Raw genomic sequence first — 20,199 nt, 5'->3', positions numbered from 1 at the left:
TGGCTCAATACATATCGTCATTTCGGAAAAATTTCCATCAGTCGTGCAGCGATGCGTTCCAGCGGGCGGATCTCCACCGCCGCATCGATCGCCGCCGCCGCTTTGGGCATGCCGTAAACGGCGCTGCTGTGTTGGTCCTGAGCAATGGTCAGGAAGTTCTGCTGGCGCATCAGTTTCAGGCCCTGGGCGCCATCGCGGCCCATGCCGGTCAACAGCACGCCAACCGCGTCGCCACGCCAGTAGCGGGCCACGCTTTCAAAAAATACGTCGATCGAAGGCCGGTAGATTTCGTTCACCGGCTCCGCGGTGTAGGCCAGGGTGCCGCTCTTGAGCAGGCGGATGTGGTGGTTGGTGCCGGCCAGCAGGACCTGGCCGGGCTGCGGCGCCTCGCCTTCACAGGCCAGGCGCACCGGTAGCCCGGAGGCACTGCTGAGCCAGTCTGCCATCCCTGCGGCGAAGACCTGGTCGACATGCTGGACCAGCACGATGGCCGCCGGAAAATCTCGCGGCAAGCCCTTGAGCAGCACTTCCAGGGCCGCCGGGCCACCGGCCGAGGAGCCGATGGCCACCAGGCGCTGGCGCTGCACTTCTTCACGCAGCGGCGCGGCCAGGGGGCGCGGCGCATTACTGCGCTGCTGGCCAATCAACCAGCCGATGTTGAGGATCTTGCGTAGCAAGGGCGCCGCCGCCTCCCTGGGATCACCGGCGCCCAGGGCCGGGGTGTCGACCACATCCAGGGCGCCATGGCCCATGGCCTCGAACACCCGGTGGACGTTCTGCTGGCGGTCCACGGTGACGATGACGATGGCGCACGGTGTCTCGGCCATGATCCGCCGGGTCGCCTCGACCCCGTCCATGACCGGCATGATCAGGTCCATCAGGATCAGGTCGGGGGTCTGCTCGGCACACAGCTTGACCGCCTCGGCGCCGTTACCCGCCACCCAGATCACCTGGTGCGCAGGCTCGAAGGCCAACGCCCGACGCAAGGCTTCCACGGCCATGGGCATGTCGTTGACGATAGCGATCTTCATCCCTGGGCTCCCCCGATCAACTCGACCACGGCATCTAGCAAGGCATCATCGTGGAAACTGGCCTTTGCCAAATAGTAGTCGGCTCCGGCATCCAGTCCACGGCGGCGATCTTCTTCACGGTCCTTATAGGAAACCACCATGACCGGCAGCGACTGCAGGCGGTTGTCGCGGCGCAGCAAGGTCACCAGTTCGATACCGTCCATGCGCGGCATGTCGATGTCGGTGATCAGCAGGTCGAAGTCCTCGCTGCGCAAGGCGTTCCAGCCATCCATGCCATCGACCGCCACCGCCACCTCGTAACCGCGATTGCTCAGCAGCTTGCGTTGCAGTTCGCGTACGGTCAGCGAGTCGTCGACCACCAGCACCCGCTTGCGGGCTGCCTCGCGGGCACCGCGCATGCCCCGCTCGATGCGCTCCAGGCGGCCGGTGCTGAGCAGCTTGTCGACCGAACGCAACAGGTCTTCGACATCGATGATCAGCACCACGGCGCCATCATCGAGCAAGGCACCGGCGGAAATGTCCTGGACCTTGCCCAGCCGCGCATCGAGCGGCATGACCACCAGCACCCGCTCGCCGACCAGGCGTTCGACCGCCACGCCATAGAGCATCTCGCGCTCGCGAATCACCACCACCTTGATGGTCTGCCCGTCGGCCTGGCTGGGCGGTCGATTGAGCAACTGGCTGGCCGCGACCAGGCCAATATGCCGGCCTTCGTGCCAGAAGTGCTGGCGCCCCTCGATCTGCACGATGGCCTCGGCCGGCAGCTCCAGGGTGCGCTCGATATGCGCCAGGGGAAAGGCATAGGCCTCGGCACCGACTTCCACCACCAGGCTGCGCACCACCGACAGCGTCAGCGGCACTTCCAGGTGGAAGCAACTGCCCTGGCCGCTGGTCTGGGTCAACTCGATCGAACCGCGCAACTCGCGAACCATGTGCTGGACCGCATCCAGGCCGACACCGCGACCGGACACCTCGGTGACCTGGTCACGCAGGCTGAAGCCCGGCAGGAACAGGAAGGTCAGCAGCTCGGCCTCGCTCATCTGCGCCACGGTCTGGGCCGGTGACAACTGGCGCTCGACGATGCTCTGGCGCAGGCGTTCAAGGTCGACGCCGCCGCCATCGTCGCTGATTTCCAGTACCAGCAGGCCGGCCTGGTGCGAAGCACGCAGGCGGATCTGCCCTTCCAGCGACTTGCCGGCCAGCAAGCGCCGTTCCGGCAGCTCGATGCCATGGTCGACGGCGTTGCGCAGCAGGTGGGTCAGGGGCGCTTCGAGTTTCTCCAGGACATCGCGATCGACCTGGGTCTTCTCGCCTTCGATCTCCAGGCTCACCTGCTTGCCCAGGCTGCGCCCCAGGTCGCGGACCATGCGGCTCTGCCCGGTCAGTACATCGGCAAACGGACGCATGCGGCAGGCCAGCGCCGTGTCATAGAGCAATTGCGCACGCTGGCTGGCCTGCCAGCCGAATTCATCGAGGTCGGCAGCCTGTTGCAGCAGCATCTGCTGGGTCTGTCCCAGTAGTTGCTGGGCCTGGGCCAGGGCCTCCTGGACTTCCGGGCTCTGGCCGCTGGCTTCGAGCTGGGTCTTGAGGCCGTCCAGTGCGCGAACGCTCTGGCCATGCAGACGCTTGAGGCGCTGCAGGGTGGCCAGGTAAGGCTTGAGGCGCTGGGTTTCGACCAGCGACTTGCTCGACAGGTCGAGCAAGCTGTTCAGGCGTTCGGCGGTGACCCGCAGCACCCGCTCGCCGCCACGCGCGCCCTTGGCTACCGGGGCGGGTTCAGGGTCGGCGTCGAGTACCGCAGGCTCGGCCAGCGGATCTGCCGGCGCGGGGGCCACGACCGTTTGCACTGTGCGGGGTGGCAGGTCGGCCACAGGGGTACTCACCGCGCTGGCAGGATCGAGCAATGCAGCCATCTGCACCAGGAACGCCTGCACCGCCGATTCGATGCTCGCATCCCCCGGGGTGGCGACCCGCATCAGCAGGTCGGTGCCCTGCAGCAAGGTATCGATATGCTCGGCACGCAGCAGCAGACGCCCTTCCTGGGCGCCGACCAGGCAGTCTTCCATCACATGGGCCACGCTGACCCCGGCATCGACGCCAACGATACGCGCAGCGCCCTTGAGCGAGTGGGCCGCACGCATGCAGGCCTCCAGCTGGTCGGCCTGGGTCGGGTTACGCTCCAGTGCCAGCAAGCCGGCACTCAGGACCTGGGTCTGGGCCTCGGCCTCCAGGCTGAACAGTTCGAGCAATGAAGCATCGCGCATTTGCTCTGGGGTCATGACAGGCTCCGGTTCACGGCAGACAGCACTTGCTCTTCATCCAGCACCCGCACACTGCGACCACGCCATTGCAGTACCGCAGCGGTAAAACGCGCTTCGGCACGTTCCTGCTGCAGCCGCTGCGGATCCAGGCCATGGATACCATCGACCTCATCCACGCGCACCACCACCGACCCGCCGGTGGCGGCGATGATCAGCATGCGCGGCATGACCCGGGCCGAGGCAGCGCCATTACCGGCCACCTCCAGGCCCAGCAGGTCAGCCATGGACAGGCACGGCACCAGGGCCCCGCGGACATTGGCGACGCCCTGCAATACCCGCGAGCGCTGATGGGGCAACGAATGCACCGGTTGCAACGGGGCGACTTCGACCAGGCAACGGGTGGCCAGGGCCAGCCACTCCTCGCCGAGGCGGAACAGCAGCATCGACCGACCGCCGCCCTCCTCCTGCGCCAGGGCCTGCTCGTGCACGCCCTGGGACAGCGAATAACGGTCCAGCAGGCGCGTGGCTGCGGCGGCATAGACCGAACAGTTGCGACAATGGATATGCTCCACCAGCAGCGGACAACTCTTGTCGCCCTGCACACCGATACGGTTCCAGCAGTCATCGATGGCGGCGGCATCAGAGGCAACCAGCTGCACGTCGTGCTCTCCCTTCATTGATCAGACTCCCGCTCAGCCCGGCGCGCGGCGCGCTCCTGCAGACGCCGGGCACCGGCGCTGTCACCCTGGGAATCGAGCAACATGGCCAGGTGTACCAGCGCTTCGTGGTGCTGCGGATCCAGGTACAGCGCCTTGCGGTACTGACTGATGGCGTCCTGGCTGTCGCCAGCGGTATCGCTGAGCAACCCCTGCCAATAGAACACCTGGGCACTGGGCGGATACTGCTGCAGATAGCGCGAGCACGCCGCCCGGGCTTCACTGCTGCTGCCGGCGTTGGCGAGCTGGGCAATCTGTGCCAGCAATTCGCTGCTCGGGTCGGCGACCTGCGCCCGGGGGACGCGCTTGGGCATGACGGCCTTGGGCCTGCGCACCGGGATCACCATCGGACGCGACAGACTGGCGGGCGCGGGTGCTTGCGCCAGCGGCAGGGCAACCGCGGGCTTGCTGACAGGCGCAGGCTCCACTTCCCCCTGGCGCACGTAGGCGAACGACTGGGCGATCCCCAGCGGGCGCATGCCCATGCGCGCCAGCAGGCTGCCCTCGGCCGGACCGATGAACAGCACGCCCTGCTCATGGATCAGGCGCTTGAGCACCTCGAACACGCGCTGCTGGGTGGGTACATCGAAATAGATCAGCAAGTTGCGGCAAAAGACAAAATCGTAGCTGCCTTCCCGGGCTTTCAACGCCGGATCCAGCACATTGCCCACCTGCAGGTTGACCTGCTGGCGTACCCGCTCATGGAGGCTGTGGCCTTGCTCGGACTCATCGAAATGGCGCTGGCGAAAATCCAGGTGAGTACCACGAAAGGAGTTGCGCCCGTACAGGGCCTGCTCGGCCCGGGCGACCGAATTGGGGCTGATGTCGATGCCGTCGACCCGGAAGGCCTGCGCGGCAATGCCGGCGTCCAGCAAGGCCATGGCGATGGAGTACGGCTCCTCGCCGGTCGAGCATGGCAGGCTGAGGATCCGCAGGGGACGCATCCCGGCAAGCTCCGCCAGGCGCTTGCCGGCAAGGCTCGCCAGGGCGGTGAAGGACTCCGGGTAGCGGAAGAACCAGGTCTCCGGGACGATCACCGCTTCGATCAGCGCCTGTTGTTCCTGGCCCGACTGCTGCAGATGCAGCCAGTAGTCATCCAGGTCGCGTGCCTCCAGCGCCGCACAGCGCTGGCGCAAGGCGCGCTCGACCATGGGAGCGCCGACCGAGGCGACATCCAGGCCGATGCGTTCCTGCAAGAAGCGGAAAAACCGCTGTCCGCTGCTCATGGCTGCTCCAGCCCGTCACCGGCCTGGTCAGGCAGTGGAAACAGCAAGGCCCGCACCTCGTCGCTGAGCAGGTCCTGGACGCGGATGCGCTGCACCAGCCCCTCGGCATCCTCGCGCACCGGCCCAAGGTAGGGCGCCTGCTGGTTATCCAGGCCATAGGGCTGGAACTCGTCGGGCTGGCAACGCAGGGTCTGGGTGGCCTGTTCGAGAATCAAGCCCAGCAGCAGCTCCGGCCGCTGCGGATCGACCCGGTAGTGCACCAGCACCAGGCGGGTACTGGTGCGAACAGGTGCCGGCACGCCGAAACTCAGGGCCCCCACATCGATCACCGGCACCAGTGCCGCGCGATGGGCCAGCACCCCGGCCACCCAGGCAGGCGTCTGGGCGATGGGCTTGAGCGGCAGGCGCGGCAGGACTTCGGCGACCTCATGGGCATCGAGGGCGAAACGCTGCTCGGCAATCCTGAACAGCAGGTACAGCGTGCCGTGGTCGCTCGCCTGCTGGCGACGGCGAAACAGAAGGTCGTTCATCGGCGGATCAGACTTTGAACCGCGAGACACCGCCACGCAGTCCGGCAGCGACCTGGCTCAACTCGTCGATGGCAAAACTGGCCTGGCGCAGCGACTCCACGGTCTGGCTGCTGGCATCACCCAGTTGCGCCAGGGCGTGGTTGATCTGTTCGGCGCCGGTGGCCTGGGCCTGCATGCCCTCGTTGACCATCAGCACCCGCGGCGCCAGGGCCTGGACCTGATGGATGATCTGGCTCAGTTGCTCGCCCACCTGCTGCACCTCGAACATGCCGCGGCGCACTTCTTCGGAGAACTTGTCCATGCCCATGACCCCGGCCGAGACCGCCGACTGGATCTCGCGGACCATCTGCTCGATGTCGTAGGTGGCCACGGCAGTCTGGTCGGCCAGGCGACGCACCTCGGTGGCCACCACGGCAAAGCCGCGACCATATTCGCCGGCCTTTTCCGCCTCGATGGCAGCATTGAGCGACAGCAGGTTGGTCTGGTCGGCGACCTTGACGATGGTCACCACCACCTGGTTGATGTTGCCGGCCTTCTCGTTGAGGATCGCCAGCTTGTTGTTGACCAGATCGGCAGCGCCCATCACCTGGTGCATGGTCTCTTCCATGCGCGCCAGGCCCTGCTGGCCGGATCCGGCGAGGATCGAGGCCTGGTCGGCGGCCGAGGTGACCTCGGTCATGGTCCGCACCAGGTCACGGGAGGTGGCGGCGATTTCCCGCGAGGTGGCGCCGATTTCCGTGGTGGTGGCCGCCGTCTCGGTGGCGGTGGCCTGTTGTTGCTTGGAGGTGGCGGCGATCTCGGTCACCGAGGTGGTGACCTGCACCGAGGAGCGCTGGGCCTGGGACACCAGGTTGGTCAGCTCGCCCATCATGTCGTTGAAGCCGGTTTCGACGGCGCCGAACTCGTCCTTGCGGTCCAGGTTCATGCGCACGCTCAGGTCGCCGCTGCGAAGTTTGTCCAGGGCCTGGACGATGCGCTGCATCGGTGCAGTGATGGCGCGCATCAGCAGCAAGCCGCAGATGGCCGCGGCGATGACCGCCAGGACCAGGGAAATGATCATGCTGATCTTGGCAGCGACCACGGCGCCGACAATCGACTCCGCCGCTTCTTCGGCCGACTGCCGGTTGCGCTCGATCACGCCGTTCAGGTGCTTGCGGCCGGTGATCCAGGCCGGGGTCAGGACTTCGCTGATCAGCCGCTGGGCTTCGACGTAGTCCTTGCGGCGGTAGGCTTCGAGCACCGTGTCGATGGACTTCATGTAGTCGTCTTCAAGGCGACCGAACTCATTGAAACTGGCCTGGTCGTCGGCATCCTGGATAGTGGCCTGGTAACTGGCCATGTGCTGCTTGAGACGTTCCTCGAAGCCCTTGTACTGATCAAGGTCGGTCGCGGTGATCTCGCGGTGGTTGCTCAAGCCCACCAGTTGCTGGGTCGCCACATAACTGTCGACCCAGGCGCTGCGGATCATCGAGCTGTAGTAGACCCCGGGGATGCTGTTGGTGCGCACCGCTTCCTCGCCGGACTCGATTGTCACCAGCCGTGAATAGGCGGCGACCACCATCAGCAGCATGATGGCGATGATCACGGCGAAGCTCGCCAGAATCCGTTGGCGCAAGGTCCAGTTTTTCACAGTCAGCCCCCAAGTGTTCTACGCGCGCAGAAAAATGGGCGAAGTATAGCCCAGGCGCCACGCGCTTTTGCGGCTGACTTTCGGGCAGAACCGGAACGGCTTCACACCCTGCTGGCAATTAGCCCGTAATTATTGACCGGTCGCCTGCTTCACCTGGTTTTCCAGTTCGACCTTGAGGGCCGGATCGAGCTTGAGCTGACGGGCCAGCTCGTCCAGGTAGGCGCGCTCCATGAAATGCTCCTCATCCACCAGCATGACGCTGGCGATGTACATTTCGGCCGCCATTTCCGGGGAGCGGGCAGCGCGCGCCACATCGGCAGGGTCCAGGGGCTTGTTGAGCTCGTCGTGCAGCCAGTGCTGCAACTCCTGGTCGTTATTGGACAGCTTGACGAATTCGCCCTCGATCAGGGCCCGCTCGCGCTCATCGACATGACCATCGGACTTGGCCGCTGCCACCAGGGCCTTGAGGATGGCCTGGCTGTGTTGTTCGACCTGGGCCGGCGGCAGGCGGTCGAGGGTCTGCGGCTCGCCCCGGGCAGCCGCGCCCTGCTTGGCCTGCCAGTTGCCATAGGCCTTGTAGGCAAGCACCCCGAGCGCCGCCAGGCCGCCATAGGTCACTGCCTTGCCACCATATTTGCGGGCCTTCTTGCTGCTCATCAGCAACCCCATGACCCCGGCTGCGAGGGCGCCGCCGCCGGCACCGGAGAGCAGGCTGCCCAGGCCACCGCTGCCACCGGACTTGCCAGCGGAAGCCTTGCCGGACGGGTTCTGCAACAGCTCCTGGCCGGACTTGAGCAACTGGTCGAGCAAACCACGGGTATTCATCGCGTGTCTCCACGGTGCGGGAAATGAACGCCAAGAATAAGCCCTCCTCGCCGCCCCGGCCTGGCGCAATCTTGTCACAACATTTCCAGATCCCCCTGTGGGAGCGGGCTTGCCCCGCGATGTGGGCAGCACATCACCATCGAAAAATAAGATATACACTTCCATCAAACGATAAAATCAATACGAAGCCTCCCTCATGATGACCCTGCGCCAGATCCGGCACTTCATCGCCGTCGCCGAAACCGGCTCGATTTCCGCTGCCGCCCAGGCCGTGTTCATTTCCCAGTCGACCCTCACCCTGGCCATCCAGCAGCTTGAACAGGAAATTGGCGTCAGCCTTTTCAACCGCCACGCCAAGGGCATGACCCTGACCCACCAGGGCCATCAGTTCCTGCGCCAGGCGCACCTGATCCTGGCCACCGTCGACAACGCCAAGCGCAGCCTGCAGCAGAGCACCGACCAGATCGCCGGGCAGTTGACCATCGGCGTGACCAGCCTGGTCGCCGGCTACTACCTGGCCGACCTGTTGACCCGCTTCCAGCGCGCCTACCCCAATGTCGAGATTCGCGTCACCGAAGACGAACGCCCCTACATCGAACACCTGTTGGTCAGCGGCGAGATCGACGTCGGCGTACTGATCCTCTCCAACCTGGAGGACCGCCTGGCCCTGCAGACCGAAGTCCTCACCCACTCGCCCCACCGCCTCTGGCTGCCGGCCCAGCACCCGCTGCTGGAGCGCGACAGCATCAGCCTCGCCGAGGTGGCCGAGGAGCCGCTGATCCAGCTCAATGTCGACGAGATGGAAGACAATGCCCGGCGCATCTGGGCCGACGCCGGGCTACAGGCCAATATCAGCCTGCGCACCGCCTCCACCGAAGCGGTGCGCAGCCTGGTGGCGGCAGGCCTGGGGGTGTCGATCCAGCCCGACATGACCTACCGCCCCTGGTCGCTGGAAGGTGACATCATCGAAGCACGGCCGCTGGCCGACCTGAACCAGACCCTCGACGTCGGCCTGGCCTGGCGCCGGGGCACGGCTCGCCCGGCGCTGGTCGACCCGTTCCTGACCGTGGCGAGGGAACAACCGGCCGGCGGTCGCAGGCATTCGATTTAATCGAACGCCGCCTTCAATATTTAGAATTTGTCGGCCTGCGCGGGCCACTCTAGTCTCTAGGCTGATGCAACGGCCGCCACAAGAACAAAGAGAGCCCGCATGCCAGCTACATCTTCTACCCCGCTGTGTACCGCGCTGCTGATCGATGGTGAGCTGGTGGCCGGCGCCGGTCGCGCCGAGGCCATCTTCAACCCGGCCACCGGTGAAGTCCTTGCCCAGGTGCCCGAAGCCAGCGCCGAGCAGGTCGAGGCGGCCATCCAGGCCGCACACCGTGCCTTCGCCAGCTGGTCGCGCAGCACCCCGCAACAACGCGCCAATGTGCTGCTGGCCATCGCCGATGCCCTGCAAAAACAACTTGAACCCATCGCCCGCCTGGAAGCCCTGAACTGCGGCAAGCCCCTGCACCTGGCGCGCCAGGACGACCTGCCGGCGGCCATCGATGTGTTCCGCTTCTTCGCCGGTGCCGTGCGTTGCCAGACCGGCCAGCTGGCGGGCGAATACCTGCCCGGCTACACCAGCATGGTGCGCCGCGACCCGCTCGGCGTGGTCGCCTCCATCGCCCCCTGGAACTACCCGATCATGATGGCCGCCTGGAAGATCGCCCCGGCGCTGGCGGCCGGCAACACCTTGGTGTTCAAGCCCTCCGAGCACACCCCGCTGTCGATCCTGGCCCTGGCGCCGGCGCTCAACGAACTGCTGCCGGCCGGTGTGCTGAACATTGTCTGCGGGGGTGGCGAAAGCGTCGGCAGCCACCTGGTCAGCCACGCCAGGGTGCGCATGGTGTCGCTGACTGGCGATATCGTCACCGGCCAGAAAATTCTCCAGGCCGCCTCCCGCACACTCAAGCGCACCCATCTGGAACTGGGTGGCAAGGCCCCGGTGATCGTCTGCAACGACGCCGACCTACAGGCCGTGATCGAAGGTGTGCGCAGCTACGGTTATTACAACGCTGGCCAGGACTGCACCGCCGCCTGTCGCATCTACGCCCAGGCCGGCATCCACGACCGGCTGGTGGCGGAGCTGGGCAGCGCGGTATCGAGCCTGCGTTTTGCCGGCAAGCGCGACGCCGACAACGAGATCGGCCCGCTGATCACCCCGCGCCAGCGCGACCGCGTCGCCAGTTTCGTCGAGCGCGCCCTGAGCCAGCCGCATATCGAACGGGTGACCGGTGCCGCCGTGCATTCGGGCCCGGGTTTCTTTTACCAGCCGACGCTGCTGGCGGGCTGTCGGCAGAGCGACGAGATCGTCCAGCGCGAGGTGTTCGGCCCGGTGGTCACGGTGACCCGCTTCGACGAACTGAGCCAGGCCGTGGACTGGGCCAACGACTCCGAATACGGCCTGGCCTCTTCGGTGTGGACCCGCAACCTGGACAAGGCCATGCAGATCGCCAACCGCCTGCAGTACGGCTGCACCTGGATCAACAGTCATTTCATGCTGGTCAGCGAGATGCCCCATGGTGGCCTGAAGCGCTCGGGCTACGGCAAGGACCTGTCCAGCGATTCGCTGCAGGACTACAGCGTGGTGCGCCACATCATGGCGCGCCATGGCGAGCACCTTGAATGAACCGACCATAACCGCACTACGCTTGTACCTTTGTTTGCCACTGCCCCGACCATAATTTCAAACAAGAGGGAACACCATGTCAGCGCACAAGACCGCATTGCTCAGCGCCCTGAGTACCGCCCTGCTGGTCAGCACCGGCCTGCAGGCCGCCGAGCCGCTCAAGGCGGTGGGTGCTGGTGAAGGCCAATTGGACATCGTCGCCTGGCCCGGCTACATCGAGCGCGGCGAAAGCGACAAGGCCTACGACTGGGTGACCGGTTTCGAGAAAGAGACCGGCTGCAAGGTCAACGTCAAGACCGCCGCCACCTCCGACGAGATGGTCAGCCTGATGACCAAGGGTGGCTATGACCTGGTGACCGCCTCGGGCGACGCTTCGCTGCGCCTGATCGTCGGCAAGCGGGTGCAACCGATCAACACCGCGCTGATCCCCAACTGGAAGAACATCGACCCGCGCCTGAAGGATGGCGCCTGGTACACGGTGAACAAGCAAGCCTATGGCACCCCTTACCAGTGGGGTCCGAACGTACTGATGTACAACACCAACGTGTTCACGCAGGCGCCGACCAGCTGGAGCGTGGTGTTCGAACCGCAAGAGCTGCCCGACGGCAAGCCGAACAAGGGCCGCGTGCAAGCCTATGACGGGCCGATCTACATCGCCGACGCAGCGCTGTACCTGAAGTCGGCCAAGCCGGAACTGGGCATCCAGAACCCCTATGAGCTGAACGAAACCCAGTACAAGGCCGTGCTCGACCTGCTGCGCCAGCAGCAGCCGCTGATCCATCGCTACTGGCACGACGCGACCGTGCAGATGAGCGACGTGAAGAACGAAGGCGTGGTGGCCAGCAGTTCGTGGGGCTACATGGTCAACGGCCTGCAGGCAGACAAGCAGCCGGTGTCCTCGACCATTCCGAAGGAAGGCGCCACCGGTTGGGCCGATACCACCATGCTGCATGCCGAAGCCAAGCATCCGAACTGTGCCTACAAGTGGATGGACTGGTCGCTGCAACCGAAGGTCCAGGGCGACGTGGCGGCCTGGTTCGGCTCATTGCCGGCGGTACCGGCGGCCTGCACCGGCAGTGAACTGCTCGGCGCCGAAGGCTGCAAGACCAACGGTTTCGACAATTTCGACAAGATCGCCTTCTGGAAAACCCCGCAGGCCGAAGGCGGCAAGTTCGTGCCCTATAGCCGCTGGACCCAGGATTACATCGCGATCATGGGCGGCCGTTGAGGCCCTATCGCGGGGCAAGCCCGCTCCTACAGATCCGGTAGGAGCGGGCTTGCCCCGCGATTGCGAGCCCCGCCTCGCCAGCATTCAAAAGCCTTCCCCCGGAGCAACACCATCATGACCCTTGCAGTCCAGTTCACCCAGGTTTCCCGCACCTTCGGCGAGGTCAAGGCCGTCGACCGGGTTTCCATCGACATTCAGGACGGCGAGTTCTTTTCCATGCTCGGCCCCTCAGGCTCGGGCAAGACCACCTGCCTGCGCCTGATCGCCGGCTTCGAACAACCCAGCAGCGGCTCGATCCGCATCCACGGCGCCGAGGCCGCAGGCCTGCCGCCCTACCAGCGCGACGTGAACACGGTGTTCCAGGACTACGCGCTGTTCCCGCACATGAACGTACGCGACAACGTCGCCTATGGCCTGAAGGTCAAGGGCGTCGGCAAGCAGGAGCGTCACGCCCGCGCCGAGGAGGCCCTGGCCATGGTCGCCCTGGGCGGTTATGGCGAACGCAAGCCGGCGCAGCTGTCCGGCGGCCAGCGCCAGCGCGTGGCCCTGGCCCGCGCCCTGGTCAACCGACCACGGGTGCTGCTGCTCGATGAGCCCCTCGGTGCCCTGGACCTGAAGCTGCGCGAGCAGATGCAGAGCGAACTGAAGAAACTCCAGCGCCAACTGGGCATCACCTTCATCTTCGTCACCCACGACCAGACCGAGGCGCTGTCGATGTCCGACCGCGTGGCGGTGTTCAACCGCGGGCGCATCGAACAGGTCGACACCCCGCGCAACCTGTACATGAAACCGGCCACCACCTTCGTCGCCGAGTTCGTCGGCACCTCCAACGTGGTCCGCGGCGAATTGGCCGAACAGCTCAACGGCAGCCAGTTGCCCTTCTCCATCCGCCCCGAACACATTCGCCTGGAGGGCACCGCCGCCAGCCATGAAGTACAGGTCAGCGGCCTGCTCCACGATATCCAGTACCAGGGCAGCGCCACCCGCTTCGAACTGAAGCTGGACAACGGCCAGCTGCTGGCGGTGAGCCAGGCCAACAACCAATGGCAGGAGCAGGCACAGAGCTGGCAACCCGGCCAGCGCGTGCAGGCCCGCTGGGCCCGCGAGGCGATGACCGCGCTGCAGGAAACCGTCCTGGGCGAGGGCCGCTGAGATGAGCCTGGCCCTGGAAAAACCGGCCGTGCAGCCGGCGGACTCGCCGCTTCGGCGCCTCTCCAACCTGCTCTACCGGCGCCCCAACCTGTACCTGCTGATGCTGCTGATCCCGCCGCTGCTGTGGTTCGGCGCGATCTACCTCGGCTCGCTGCTGAACCTCTTGTGGCAGGGTTTCTACACCTTCGACGACTTCACCATGGCGGTGACGCCGGACCTGACCCTGGCCAACTTCGCCGCGCTGTTCAACCCGGCGAACTTCGACATCATCCTGCGCACCCTGGTGATGGCCATCGCCGTATCCCTCGCCAGCGCCACCCTGGCCTTCCCGATCGCCTACTACATGGCGCGCTACACCACCGGCAAGACCAAGGCGTTCTTCTACATCGCGGTGATGATGCCGATGTGGGCCAGCTACATCGTCAAGGCCTACGCCTGGACCCTGCTGCTGGCCAAGGGCGGCGTGGCCCAGTGGTTCGTCCAGCAACTGCACCTGGAAGCCGTGCTGCAGTTCATCCTCGGCATCCCGGGGGTGGGCGGCAGCACCCTGTCGACCTCGCACCTGGGGCGTTTTCTGGTGTTCGTCTACATCTGGCTGCCGTTCATGATCCTGCCGATCCAGGCCTCGCTCGAGCGCCTGCCGCCGTCGCTGCTGCAGGCCTCGGCCGACCTCGGTGCACGGCCGCGGCAGACCTTCATGCAGGTGGTCCTGCCGCTGTCGGTGCCGGGCATTGCCGCCGGCTCGATCTTCACCTTCTCGCTGACCCTGGGCGACTTCATCGTGCCGCAACTGGTGGGCCCGCCCGGCTACTTCATCGGCGGCATGGTCTACGCCCAGCAGGGCGCGATCGGCAACATGCCGATGGCCGCAGCCTTCACCCTGGTGCCCATCGTGCTGATCGCCCTGTACCTGTCCATCGTCAAACGCCTGGGGGCCTTCGATGCACTCTGAAAAAGCCTCGCTGGGCCTGCGCCTGGCCGCCTGGGGCGGGTTGGTGTTCCTGCACTTCCCGATCCTGATCATCTTCCTCTACGCCTTCAACACCGAAGACGCGGCGTTCAGCTTCCCGCCCCAGGGCTTTACCTTGAAGTGGTTCAGCGTGGCGTTCGCACGGCCCGACGTGCTCGAGTCGATCAAGCTGTCGTTGCAGGTCGCGTGCCTGGCCACCCTGATCGCCCTGGTGCTCGGCACCCTGGCCTCGGCGGCCTTGTACCGACGCAACTTCTTCGGCAAGGAAAGCATCTCGCTGATGCTGATCCTGCCCATCGCCCTGCCCGGGATCATCACCGGTATCGCCCTGCTGTCGGCCTTCAAGACCTTGGGGATCGAGCCCGGCATCTTCACCATCGTCGTCGGCCACGCGACCTTCTGCGTAGTGATCGTCTACAACAACGTCATCGCCCGCCTGCGGCGCACCTCCCAGAGCCTGATCGAAGCGTCGATGGACCTGGGCGCCGACGGCTGGCAGACCTTCCGCTACATCATCCTGCCCAACCTCGGCTCGGCCCTGCTGGCCGGCGGCATGCTGGCCTTTGCCTTGTCGTTCGACGAGATCATCGTCACCACCTTCACCGCCGGTCACGAACGCACCTTGCCGATCTGGTTGCTCAACCAGCTCAGCCGCCCGCGGGACGTACCGGTGACCAACGTGGTCGCCATGCTGGTGATGCTGGTGACCATGCTGCCGATCCTTGGCGCCTATTACCTGACCCGCGGCGGCGAAAGTGTTGCCGGCAGCGGCAAATAACTCCCGGAGGATTTCCCCGATGCAAACCAAACTGCTGATCAACGGCCAACTGGTTACCGGTGAAGGCGCAAGCCATGCCGTGCTCAACCCGGCCCTGGGCACCACCCTGGTGGAGATCCCCGAGGCCACGGCGGCCCAGGTGGACAGTGCCGTGCGCGCCGCCGACCATGCGTTCGAGGCCTGGTCGCAGACCACGCCCAAGGAGCGCTCGCTGCTGCTGTTGAAACTGGCCGACCTGATCGACGCCCATGCCCCGGAGCTGGCGCGCCTGGAATCGAACAACTGCGGCAAGCCCTACCATGCCGCGCTGCACGACGAGCTGCCGGCGATTGCCGACGTGTTCCGCTTCTTCGCCGGCGCCAATCGCTGCATGAGTGGTTCGGCCGGTGGCGAGTACCTGCCGGGCCACACTTCGATGATCCGCCGCGACCCGCTGGGCGTGGTGGCGTCCATCGCGCCGTGGAACTACCCGTTGATGATGGTCGCCTGGAAGATCGCCCCGGCCCTGGCCGCCGGCAACACCGTGGTGCTCAAGCCGTCCGAGCTGACCCCGCTGACCGCCCTGCGCCTGGGCGAACTGGCCGCGCCGCTGTTCCCGGCCGGTGTGCTGAACATCCTGTTCGGCAAGGGCCAGAGCGTGGGCGCGCCGCTGGTGACCCACCCGAAAGTGCGCATGGTCTCGCTGACAGGGTCCATCGCCACCGGCGCCCATATCGTCGCCAGCACCGCCGACACGGTCAAACGCACCCATATGGAACTGGGCGGCAAGGCGCCGGTGATCATCTTCGACGACGCCGACATCGATGCCGCCGTGGACGGCATCCGTACCTTCGGCTTCTACAACGCCGGCCAGGACTGCACGGCGGCGTGCCGCATCTATGCCCAGGCGGGGATCTACGAAAAGTTCGTCGAAAAGCTCGGCGCTGCGGTGGCCAGCATCAAGCATGGCCTGCAGGACGCCGAAGGCACTGAGCTGGGCCCACTGGTCAGCGCCCAGCACCGCGACAAGGTTGTCGGCATGGTCGAGCGCGCCATTGCCCAGCCGCATATCCGCCTGGTGACCGGTGGCAAGGTGGTGCCGGGTGATGGTTTCTTCTTCGAACCGACGGTGCTGGCCGACGCCCGGCAGGATGACGAGATCGTGCGCCGTGAAGTGTTTGGCCCGGTAGTGTCGGTGACCCGCTTCGATACCGAAGAGCAAGCGCTGGCCTGGGCCAACGATTCCGATTACGGCCTGGCCTCGTCGCTGTGGACCGCCGATGTCGGTCGCGCCCACCGCGTGTCGGCGCGGTTGCAGTACGGCTGCACCTGGGTCAACACCCACTTCATGCTGGTCAGCGAAATGCCCCATGGTGGGCAGAAGCTGTCGGGATATGGCAAGGACATGTCGATGTATGGGCTGGAGGATTACACCTGTGTGCGGCATGTGATGTTCAAGCATTAAAGGCAAGATCCCCCATCACTCACGGCCTTTTCCCACAGGAACCGCGTTGATGCTTATGGGCTGGTATCATAATCTGATACCATGAATAATCATCAACGCGGCACACTGAAGTCGATCTTCGGCAAACCACTACCCCGAAGCCTGGAATGGGCCCGCATCGAATCACTGTTGCTCGGCGCAGGGGCCAGGCTCATCGAAGGCAGAGGCTCCCGAGTTCGCTTCGAACTCAACGGCGTGATTGCGACCTTTCATCGCCCTCACCCGGACAAAGAGGCCAAGCCTTACCAGATTCGCGATGCACGCCCGTTTCTCGAACAGGCAGGAGTGACCCCATGAATGTTATGACCTACAAAGGCTATGCCGCCCGCATTGAATACAGCGATGAAGACCAATTGCTGATTGGCCATGTGGCAGGTATCCGCGATGTCATCGGTTTTCACGGCGAATCGGTCAGCGAGTTGCGCAATGCTTTCGAAGAAGCCGTCGACGATTACTTGCAGACCTGTGCCCGCCTGGGACGAGAGCCGCAAAAAGCTTACTCCGGCAAGCTCAGCCTGCGTCTGGAGCCCGCACTGCATGCCAGTGTGGCTGCAAAGGCTGAACTGGCCGACAAGAGTATCAACCAGTGGGTCAGCGAAGTGTTGAACCGGGCAGCGCACGCCTGAAGCACCATTGCGCGTAGCCGCTGCCGTCAGGCTCGGTAGGAGCGGGCTTGCCCCGCGATTGCATGTTGACAGTCACATCGCGGGGCAAGCCCGCTCCTACCTGCAGTCGATCGGCTGTGATCAATCACGCAGGTCGGACTCGTGGATCGGTTGCTCCCGATGGGTCGCCCGCTGGTACTGCGCCGGCCAGATGGCCTTGAGCCCCGGCTGCAGGTCTTCGTCGGCATGCAGCGGCCAATACGGGTCACGCAGCAGTTCCCGGGCCAGGAAGATCAGGTCGGCCTGGGGTTGGCGCAGGATGTGCTCGGCCTGCATCGAATCGGTGATCATCCCCACCGCGCCGGTCGGAATGCGCGACTCGACGCGGATCCTTTCGGCAAACCGGGTCTGGTAGCCCGGCCCCACGGGAATCTCCGCGTTCACAGAGGTGCCCCCCGAAGACACATCGATCAGGTCGACGCCCAGCGCCCTCAGGCGCTTGGCCAGCTCCACGGTTTCATCCGGGTTCCAGCCATCCTCCACCCAGTCGGTGGCCGACAAGCGCACGAACACCGGCAACTCCTCCGGCCAGACCTCGCGCACGGCTTCAGTCACCTGCAGGGTCAGGCGGATGCGGTTCTCGAAACAACTGCCGTATTCATCCCGACGCTGGTTGCTCAGCGGTGAAAGGAACTGATGCAACAGGTAGCCATGGGCAGCATGCACCTCCACGACCTTGAAGCCGGCCTTGAGTGCCCGCCGTGCCGCCTCGACAAAGGCCTGGATGATGTCGTCGATCTGCGCCTTGTTCAGTTCGGTGGGCTTGGCGTGTTCCGGGTCGAAGGCAATCGGCGAAGGGCCCACGGGCGTCCAGCCGCCGTCTTCGGCCTTCACGCTGCCATGCTTGCCCAACCAGGGCCGGTGGGTGCTGGCCTTGCGCCCGGCGTGGGCCAGCTGGATCCCGGGCACGGCGCCCTGGGCGGTGATGAAGCGGGTGATGCGTTGCAACGGCGGAATCTGCGCGTCGTCCCACAGGCCCAGGTCCTGGGCGGTAATGCGCCCTTGGGCGGTGACTGCGGTGGCTTCGGTGAACACCAGCCCGGCGCCGCCCACCGCCCGGCTGCCCAGGTGCACGAGGTGCCAGTCGTTGGCCAGGCCATCGACTGCCGAATACTGGCACATGGGTGAGACGACAATGCGGTTGGGCAGGGTCAGGTGGCGCAGGGTATAAGGCTCAAGCAGCAGGCTCATGAGGGACCTCCCGGGACTCCAATGGTAGGCCGACCCGAACGCTCATGCTTCCCCTTGGCCCGGTGCCGGTCCTTTAGAGCCTAGACCACTTTGCCCGCCGCAGTTTCAGCGCGGCTCCATGTGGGCGATCATCAGTTGCACGCTTTCCTGTCCGCGAAACTCGTTGACGTCGAGCTTGTAGGCCAGCTCCACCCAGCGCACCGTGGGGTTGGGCCAGACCTCGCGGTCGATACCGAAGGCGATGCCATCGAGCTTGACCGAGCCGCATTCGCTCTTGAGCACCACCTTCAAGTGCCGCTCCCCTACCACCCGTTGCTCGACCAGTTGGAACACGCCGTGGAACAGCGGTTCGGGGAAGTGCTGGCCCCAGGGACCGGCATGGCGCAGGGCGCGCGCCAGTTCCAGGTGAAACTCCTCCACCGCCAGAGTGCCATCGGACAGCAGTCGGCCGGTCAGGTCGTCTTCGCGCAGTTGCCGGCGTACTTCCTCGTCGAAGGCCTGGGCAAAGGCCGGGAAGTTGTCCGCTGGCAACGACAAGCCGGCAGCCATGGCGTGGCCGCCGAACTTGCTGATCAGGTGCGGGTGGCGCGCGGCCACGGCGTCCAGTGCGTCACGGATATGAAAACCCGGCACCGAACGGGCCGAGCCCTTGAGCATGCCTTCACCGGCATCGGCAAAGGCGATGGTCGGACGGTGGTAGCGCTCCTTGAGGCGCGAGGCGAGGATGCCGATTACTCCCTGGTGCCAGTCGGGCTCGAACAGGCACAGGCCGAACGGCATCGATTCCAGCGGCAGGTCCTTGAGCTGGGCCAGGGCCTCGCGCTGCATGCCCTGTTCGATGGACTTGCGGTCCTGGTTCAGTTCATCCAGTTGCACGGCCATTTCCCGGGCCAGGGTCGGGTCGTCGCTGAGCAGGCATTCGATGCCCAGGCTCATATCGTCCAGGCGTCCGGCGGCATTCAGGCGCGGGCCGAGGATGAAGCCAAGGTCAGTGGAGGTGATGCGTCCGTGGTCGCGGCGGGCCACTTCCAGGATCGCCTTGAGCCCCGGCCGGGCGCGCCCGGCACGGATACGTTCAAGACCCTGGTGCACCAGGATGCGGTTGTTGGCATCCAGCGGCACCACGTCGGCCACGCTGCCCAGGGCAACCAGGTCGAGCAGCTCGCCGATGTTCGGCTGCGGTCGGGTGTCGTAATGGCCCAGGCTGCGCAGGCGGGCGCGCAAGGCCATCAACACGTAGAACATCACCCCTACCCCGGCCAGGGCCTTGCTGGCGAATGCGCAGCCCGGCTGGTTGGGGTTGACGATGGCATCGGCAGCCGGCAGTTCGCTGCCCGGCAGGTGGTGGTCGGTGACCAGCACCTTGAGCCCGGCCGCCTTGGCCGCCGCCACACCCTCGACACTGGAGATGCCGTTGTCCACGGTCACCAGCAACTGTGGCTGGCGTTGTAGGGCAACCTCGACGATTTCCGGGGTCAGGCCGTAGCCATATTCGAAGCGATTGGGCACCAGGTAGTCGACATGGGCTGCGCCCAACAGGCGCAGGCCCAGCACACCGACGGTACTGGCGGTGGCACCGTCGGCATCGAAGTCACCGACGATCAGGATGCGCTGCCGCTGATCCAGGGCCTCGACCAGCAGGTCCACCGCCGCGTCGATACCCTTGAGCTGCTGGAACGGCAACAGGCGTGCCAGGCTCTTGTCCAGCTCCTCTGGCGCCTGCACGCCACGGGCGGCATACAGGCGGGTCAGCAGGGGCGGCAGGTCGCCGAGGAAGGGCAAGGTCGAGGGCAGCGGGCGTGGTTCGATACGCATGGGGCGACAGGGCTTCTCGTGAAT

The 20,199-nt window shown here is 65.4% G+C and carries 18 protein-coding genes; 9 read left to right on the top strand and 9 right to left on the bottom strand.

Annotated features, from left to right (window positions below; all coding sequences use genetic code 11):
- Positions 1 to 17 precede the first annotated feature (17 nt).
- From M2D63_RS16690 to M2D63_RS16660, 7 genes are all read right to left on the bottom strand, one after another.
- Positions 18 to 1,031 (bottom strand): chemotaxis response regulator protein-glutamate methylesterase, encoded by a 1,014-nt coding sequence (locus M2D63_RS16690; RefSeq protein ID WP_285864050.1) that lies wholly within the window; start codon positions 1,029 to 1,031, stop codon positions 18 to 20.
- On the bottom strand, positions 1,028 to 3,310 hold the full coding sequence (locus M2D63_RS16685) for a hybrid sensor histidine kinase/response regulator (RefSeq protein ID WP_285864049.1): 2,283 nt from the start codon (positions 3,308 to 3,310) through the stop codon (positions 1,028 to 1,030). The genes M2D63_RS16690 and M2D63_RS16685 overlap by 4 nt, the downstream gene beginning before the upstream one ends.
- Positions 3,307 to 3,969: a chemotaxis protein CheW gene (locus M2D63_RS16680; protein WP_285864048.1), complete on the bottom strand. Its 663-nt coding sequence runs from the start codon at positions 3,967 to 3,969 to the stop codon at positions 3,307 to 3,309. The genes M2D63_RS16685 and M2D63_RS16680 overlap by 4 nt, the downstream gene beginning before the upstream one ends.
- Positions 3,966 to 5,234 (bottom strand): protein-glutamate O-methyltransferase CheR, encoded by a 1,269-nt coding sequence (locus M2D63_RS16675; protein WP_285864047.1) that lies wholly within the window; start codon positions 5,232 to 5,234, stop codon positions 3,966 to 3,968. The genes M2D63_RS16680 and M2D63_RS16675 overlap by 4 nt, the downstream gene beginning before the upstream one ends.
- Positions 5,231 to 5,764 (bottom strand): chemotaxis protein CheW, encoded by a 534-nt coding sequence (locus tag M2D63_RS16670; protein ID WP_285864046.1) that lies wholly within the window; start codon positions 5,762 to 5,764, stop codon positions 5,231 to 5,233. Before M2D63_RS16670 ends, M2D63_RS16675 begins: the two co-directional genes overlap by 4 nt.
- A 7-nt stretch (positions 5,765 to 5,771) precedes the next feature.
- Entirely contained in the window at positions 5,772 to 7,334 is a 1,563-nt protein-coding gene (locus M2D63_RS16665; protein WP_405310383.1) for a methyl-accepting chemotaxis protein, read from the bottom strand.
- A gap of 189 nt (positions 7,335 to 7,523) precedes the next feature.
- On the bottom strand, positions 7,524 to 8,219 hold the full coding sequence (locus tag M2D63_RS16660; protein ID WP_285864044.1) for a tellurite resistance TerB family protein: 696 nt from the start codon (positions 8,217 to 8,219) through the stop codon (positions 7,524 to 7,526).
- Positions 8,220 to 8,415: 196 nt separating this feature from the next.
- Between M2D63_RS16660 and M2D63_RS16655 the strand changes: the two genes are divergently transcribed.
- The 9 genes from M2D63_RS16655 to M2D63_RS16615 all read left to right on the top strand — a co-directional run bounded on the left by M2D63_RS16655 (position 8,416) and on the right by M2D63_RS16615 (position 17,130).
- A complete protein-coding gene (locus M2D63_RS16655) occupies positions 8,416 to 9,330 on the top strand; it encodes a LysR family transcriptional regulator (RefSeq protein WP_285864043.1) in 915 nt (304 codons plus the stop codon).
- A 99-nt stretch (positions 9,331 to 9,429) separates the two neighbouring features.
- The gene (locus tag M2D63_RS16650) at positions 9,430 to 10,893 is read left to right on the top strand and encodes a gamma-aminobutyraldehyde dehydrogenase (protein WP_285864042.1); all 1,464 of its coding nucleotides are present in this window, start codon (positions 9,430 to 9,432) and stop codon (positions 10,891 to 10,893) included.
- Positions 10,894 to 10,969: 76 nt separating this feature from the next.
- A complete protein-coding gene (ydcS, locus tag M2D63_RS16645) occupies positions 10,970 to 12,121 on the top strand; it encodes a putative ABC transporter substrate-binding protein YdcS (protein ID WP_285864041.1) in 1,152 nt (383 codons plus the stop codon).
- Positions 12,122 to 12,235: 114 nt separating this feature from the next.
- Positions 12,236 to 13,273 (top strand): ABC transporter ATP-binding protein, encoded by a 1,038-nt coding sequence (locus M2D63_RS16640; RefSeq protein WP_285864040.1) that lies wholly within the window; start codon positions 12,236 to 12,238, stop codon positions 13,271 to 13,273.
- A 1-nt stretch (position 13,274) separates the two neighbouring features.
- Entirely contained in the window at positions 13,275 to 14,225 is a 951-nt protein-coding gene (locus tag M2D63_RS16635; protein WP_285864039.1) for an ABC transporter permease, read from the top strand.
- On the top strand, positions 14,215 to 15,021 hold the full coding sequence (locus tag M2D63_RS16630; protein WP_285864038.1) for an ABC transporter permease: 807 nt from the start codon (positions 14,215 to 14,217) through the stop codon (positions 15,019 to 15,021). Before M2D63_RS16635 ends, M2D63_RS16630 begins: the two co-directional genes overlap by 11 nt.
- A gap of 19 nt (positions 15,022 to 15,040) precedes the next feature.
- Positions 15,041 to 16,465, top strand: a complete 1,425-nt coding sequence (locus M2D63_RS16625) for a gamma-aminobutyraldehyde dehydrogenase (RefSeq protein ID WP_285864037.1) — start codon at positions 15,041 to 15,043, stop codon at positions 16,463 to 16,465.
- 81 nt (positions 16,466 to 16,546) lie between these two features.
- Positions 16,547 to 16,801, top strand: a complete 255-nt coding sequence (locus M2D63_RS16620; protein ID WP_285864036.1) for a type II toxin-antitoxin system HicA family toxin — start codon at positions 16,547 to 16,549, stop codon at positions 16,799 to 16,801.
- Positions 16,798 to 17,130: a type II toxin-antitoxin system HicB family antitoxin gene (locus tag M2D63_RS16615; RefSeq protein ID WP_285864035.1), complete on the top strand. Its 333-nt coding sequence runs from the start codon at positions 16,798 to 16,800 to the stop codon at positions 17,128 to 17,130. Before M2D63_RS16620 ends, M2D63_RS16615 begins: the two co-directional genes overlap by 4 nt.
- Before the next feature lie 120 nt (positions 17,131 to 17,250).
- On the opposite strand, the gene M2D63_RS16610 is transcribed toward M2D63_RS16615, so the two are convergent.
- Positions 17,251 to 18,360, bottom strand: coding sequence for an NADH:flavin oxidoreductase/NADH oxidase (locus tag M2D63_RS16610; protein ID WP_285864034.1), 1,110 nt, complete (start codon positions 18,358 to 18,360; stop codon positions 17,251 to 17,253).
- Positions 18,361 to 18,465: 105 nt separating this feature from the next.
- Positions 18,466 to 20,175: a single-stranded-DNA-specific exonuclease RecJ gene (recJ, locus tag M2D63_RS16605; protein WP_285864033.1), complete on the bottom strand. Its 1,710-nt coding sequence runs from the start codon at positions 20,173 to 20,175 to the stop codon at positions 18,466 to 18,468.
- Positions 20,176 to 20,199 lie beyond the last annotated feature (24 nt).

The organism is Pseudomonas sp. BJa5, from assembly GCF_030272875.2.
In the GTDB taxonomy this organism is placed as follows: domain Bacteria; phylum Pseudomonadota; class Gammaproteobacteria; order Pseudomonadales; family Pseudomonadaceae; genus Aquipseudomonas.
This window is presented reverse-complemented; position numbering and strand designations above follow the sequence as displayed.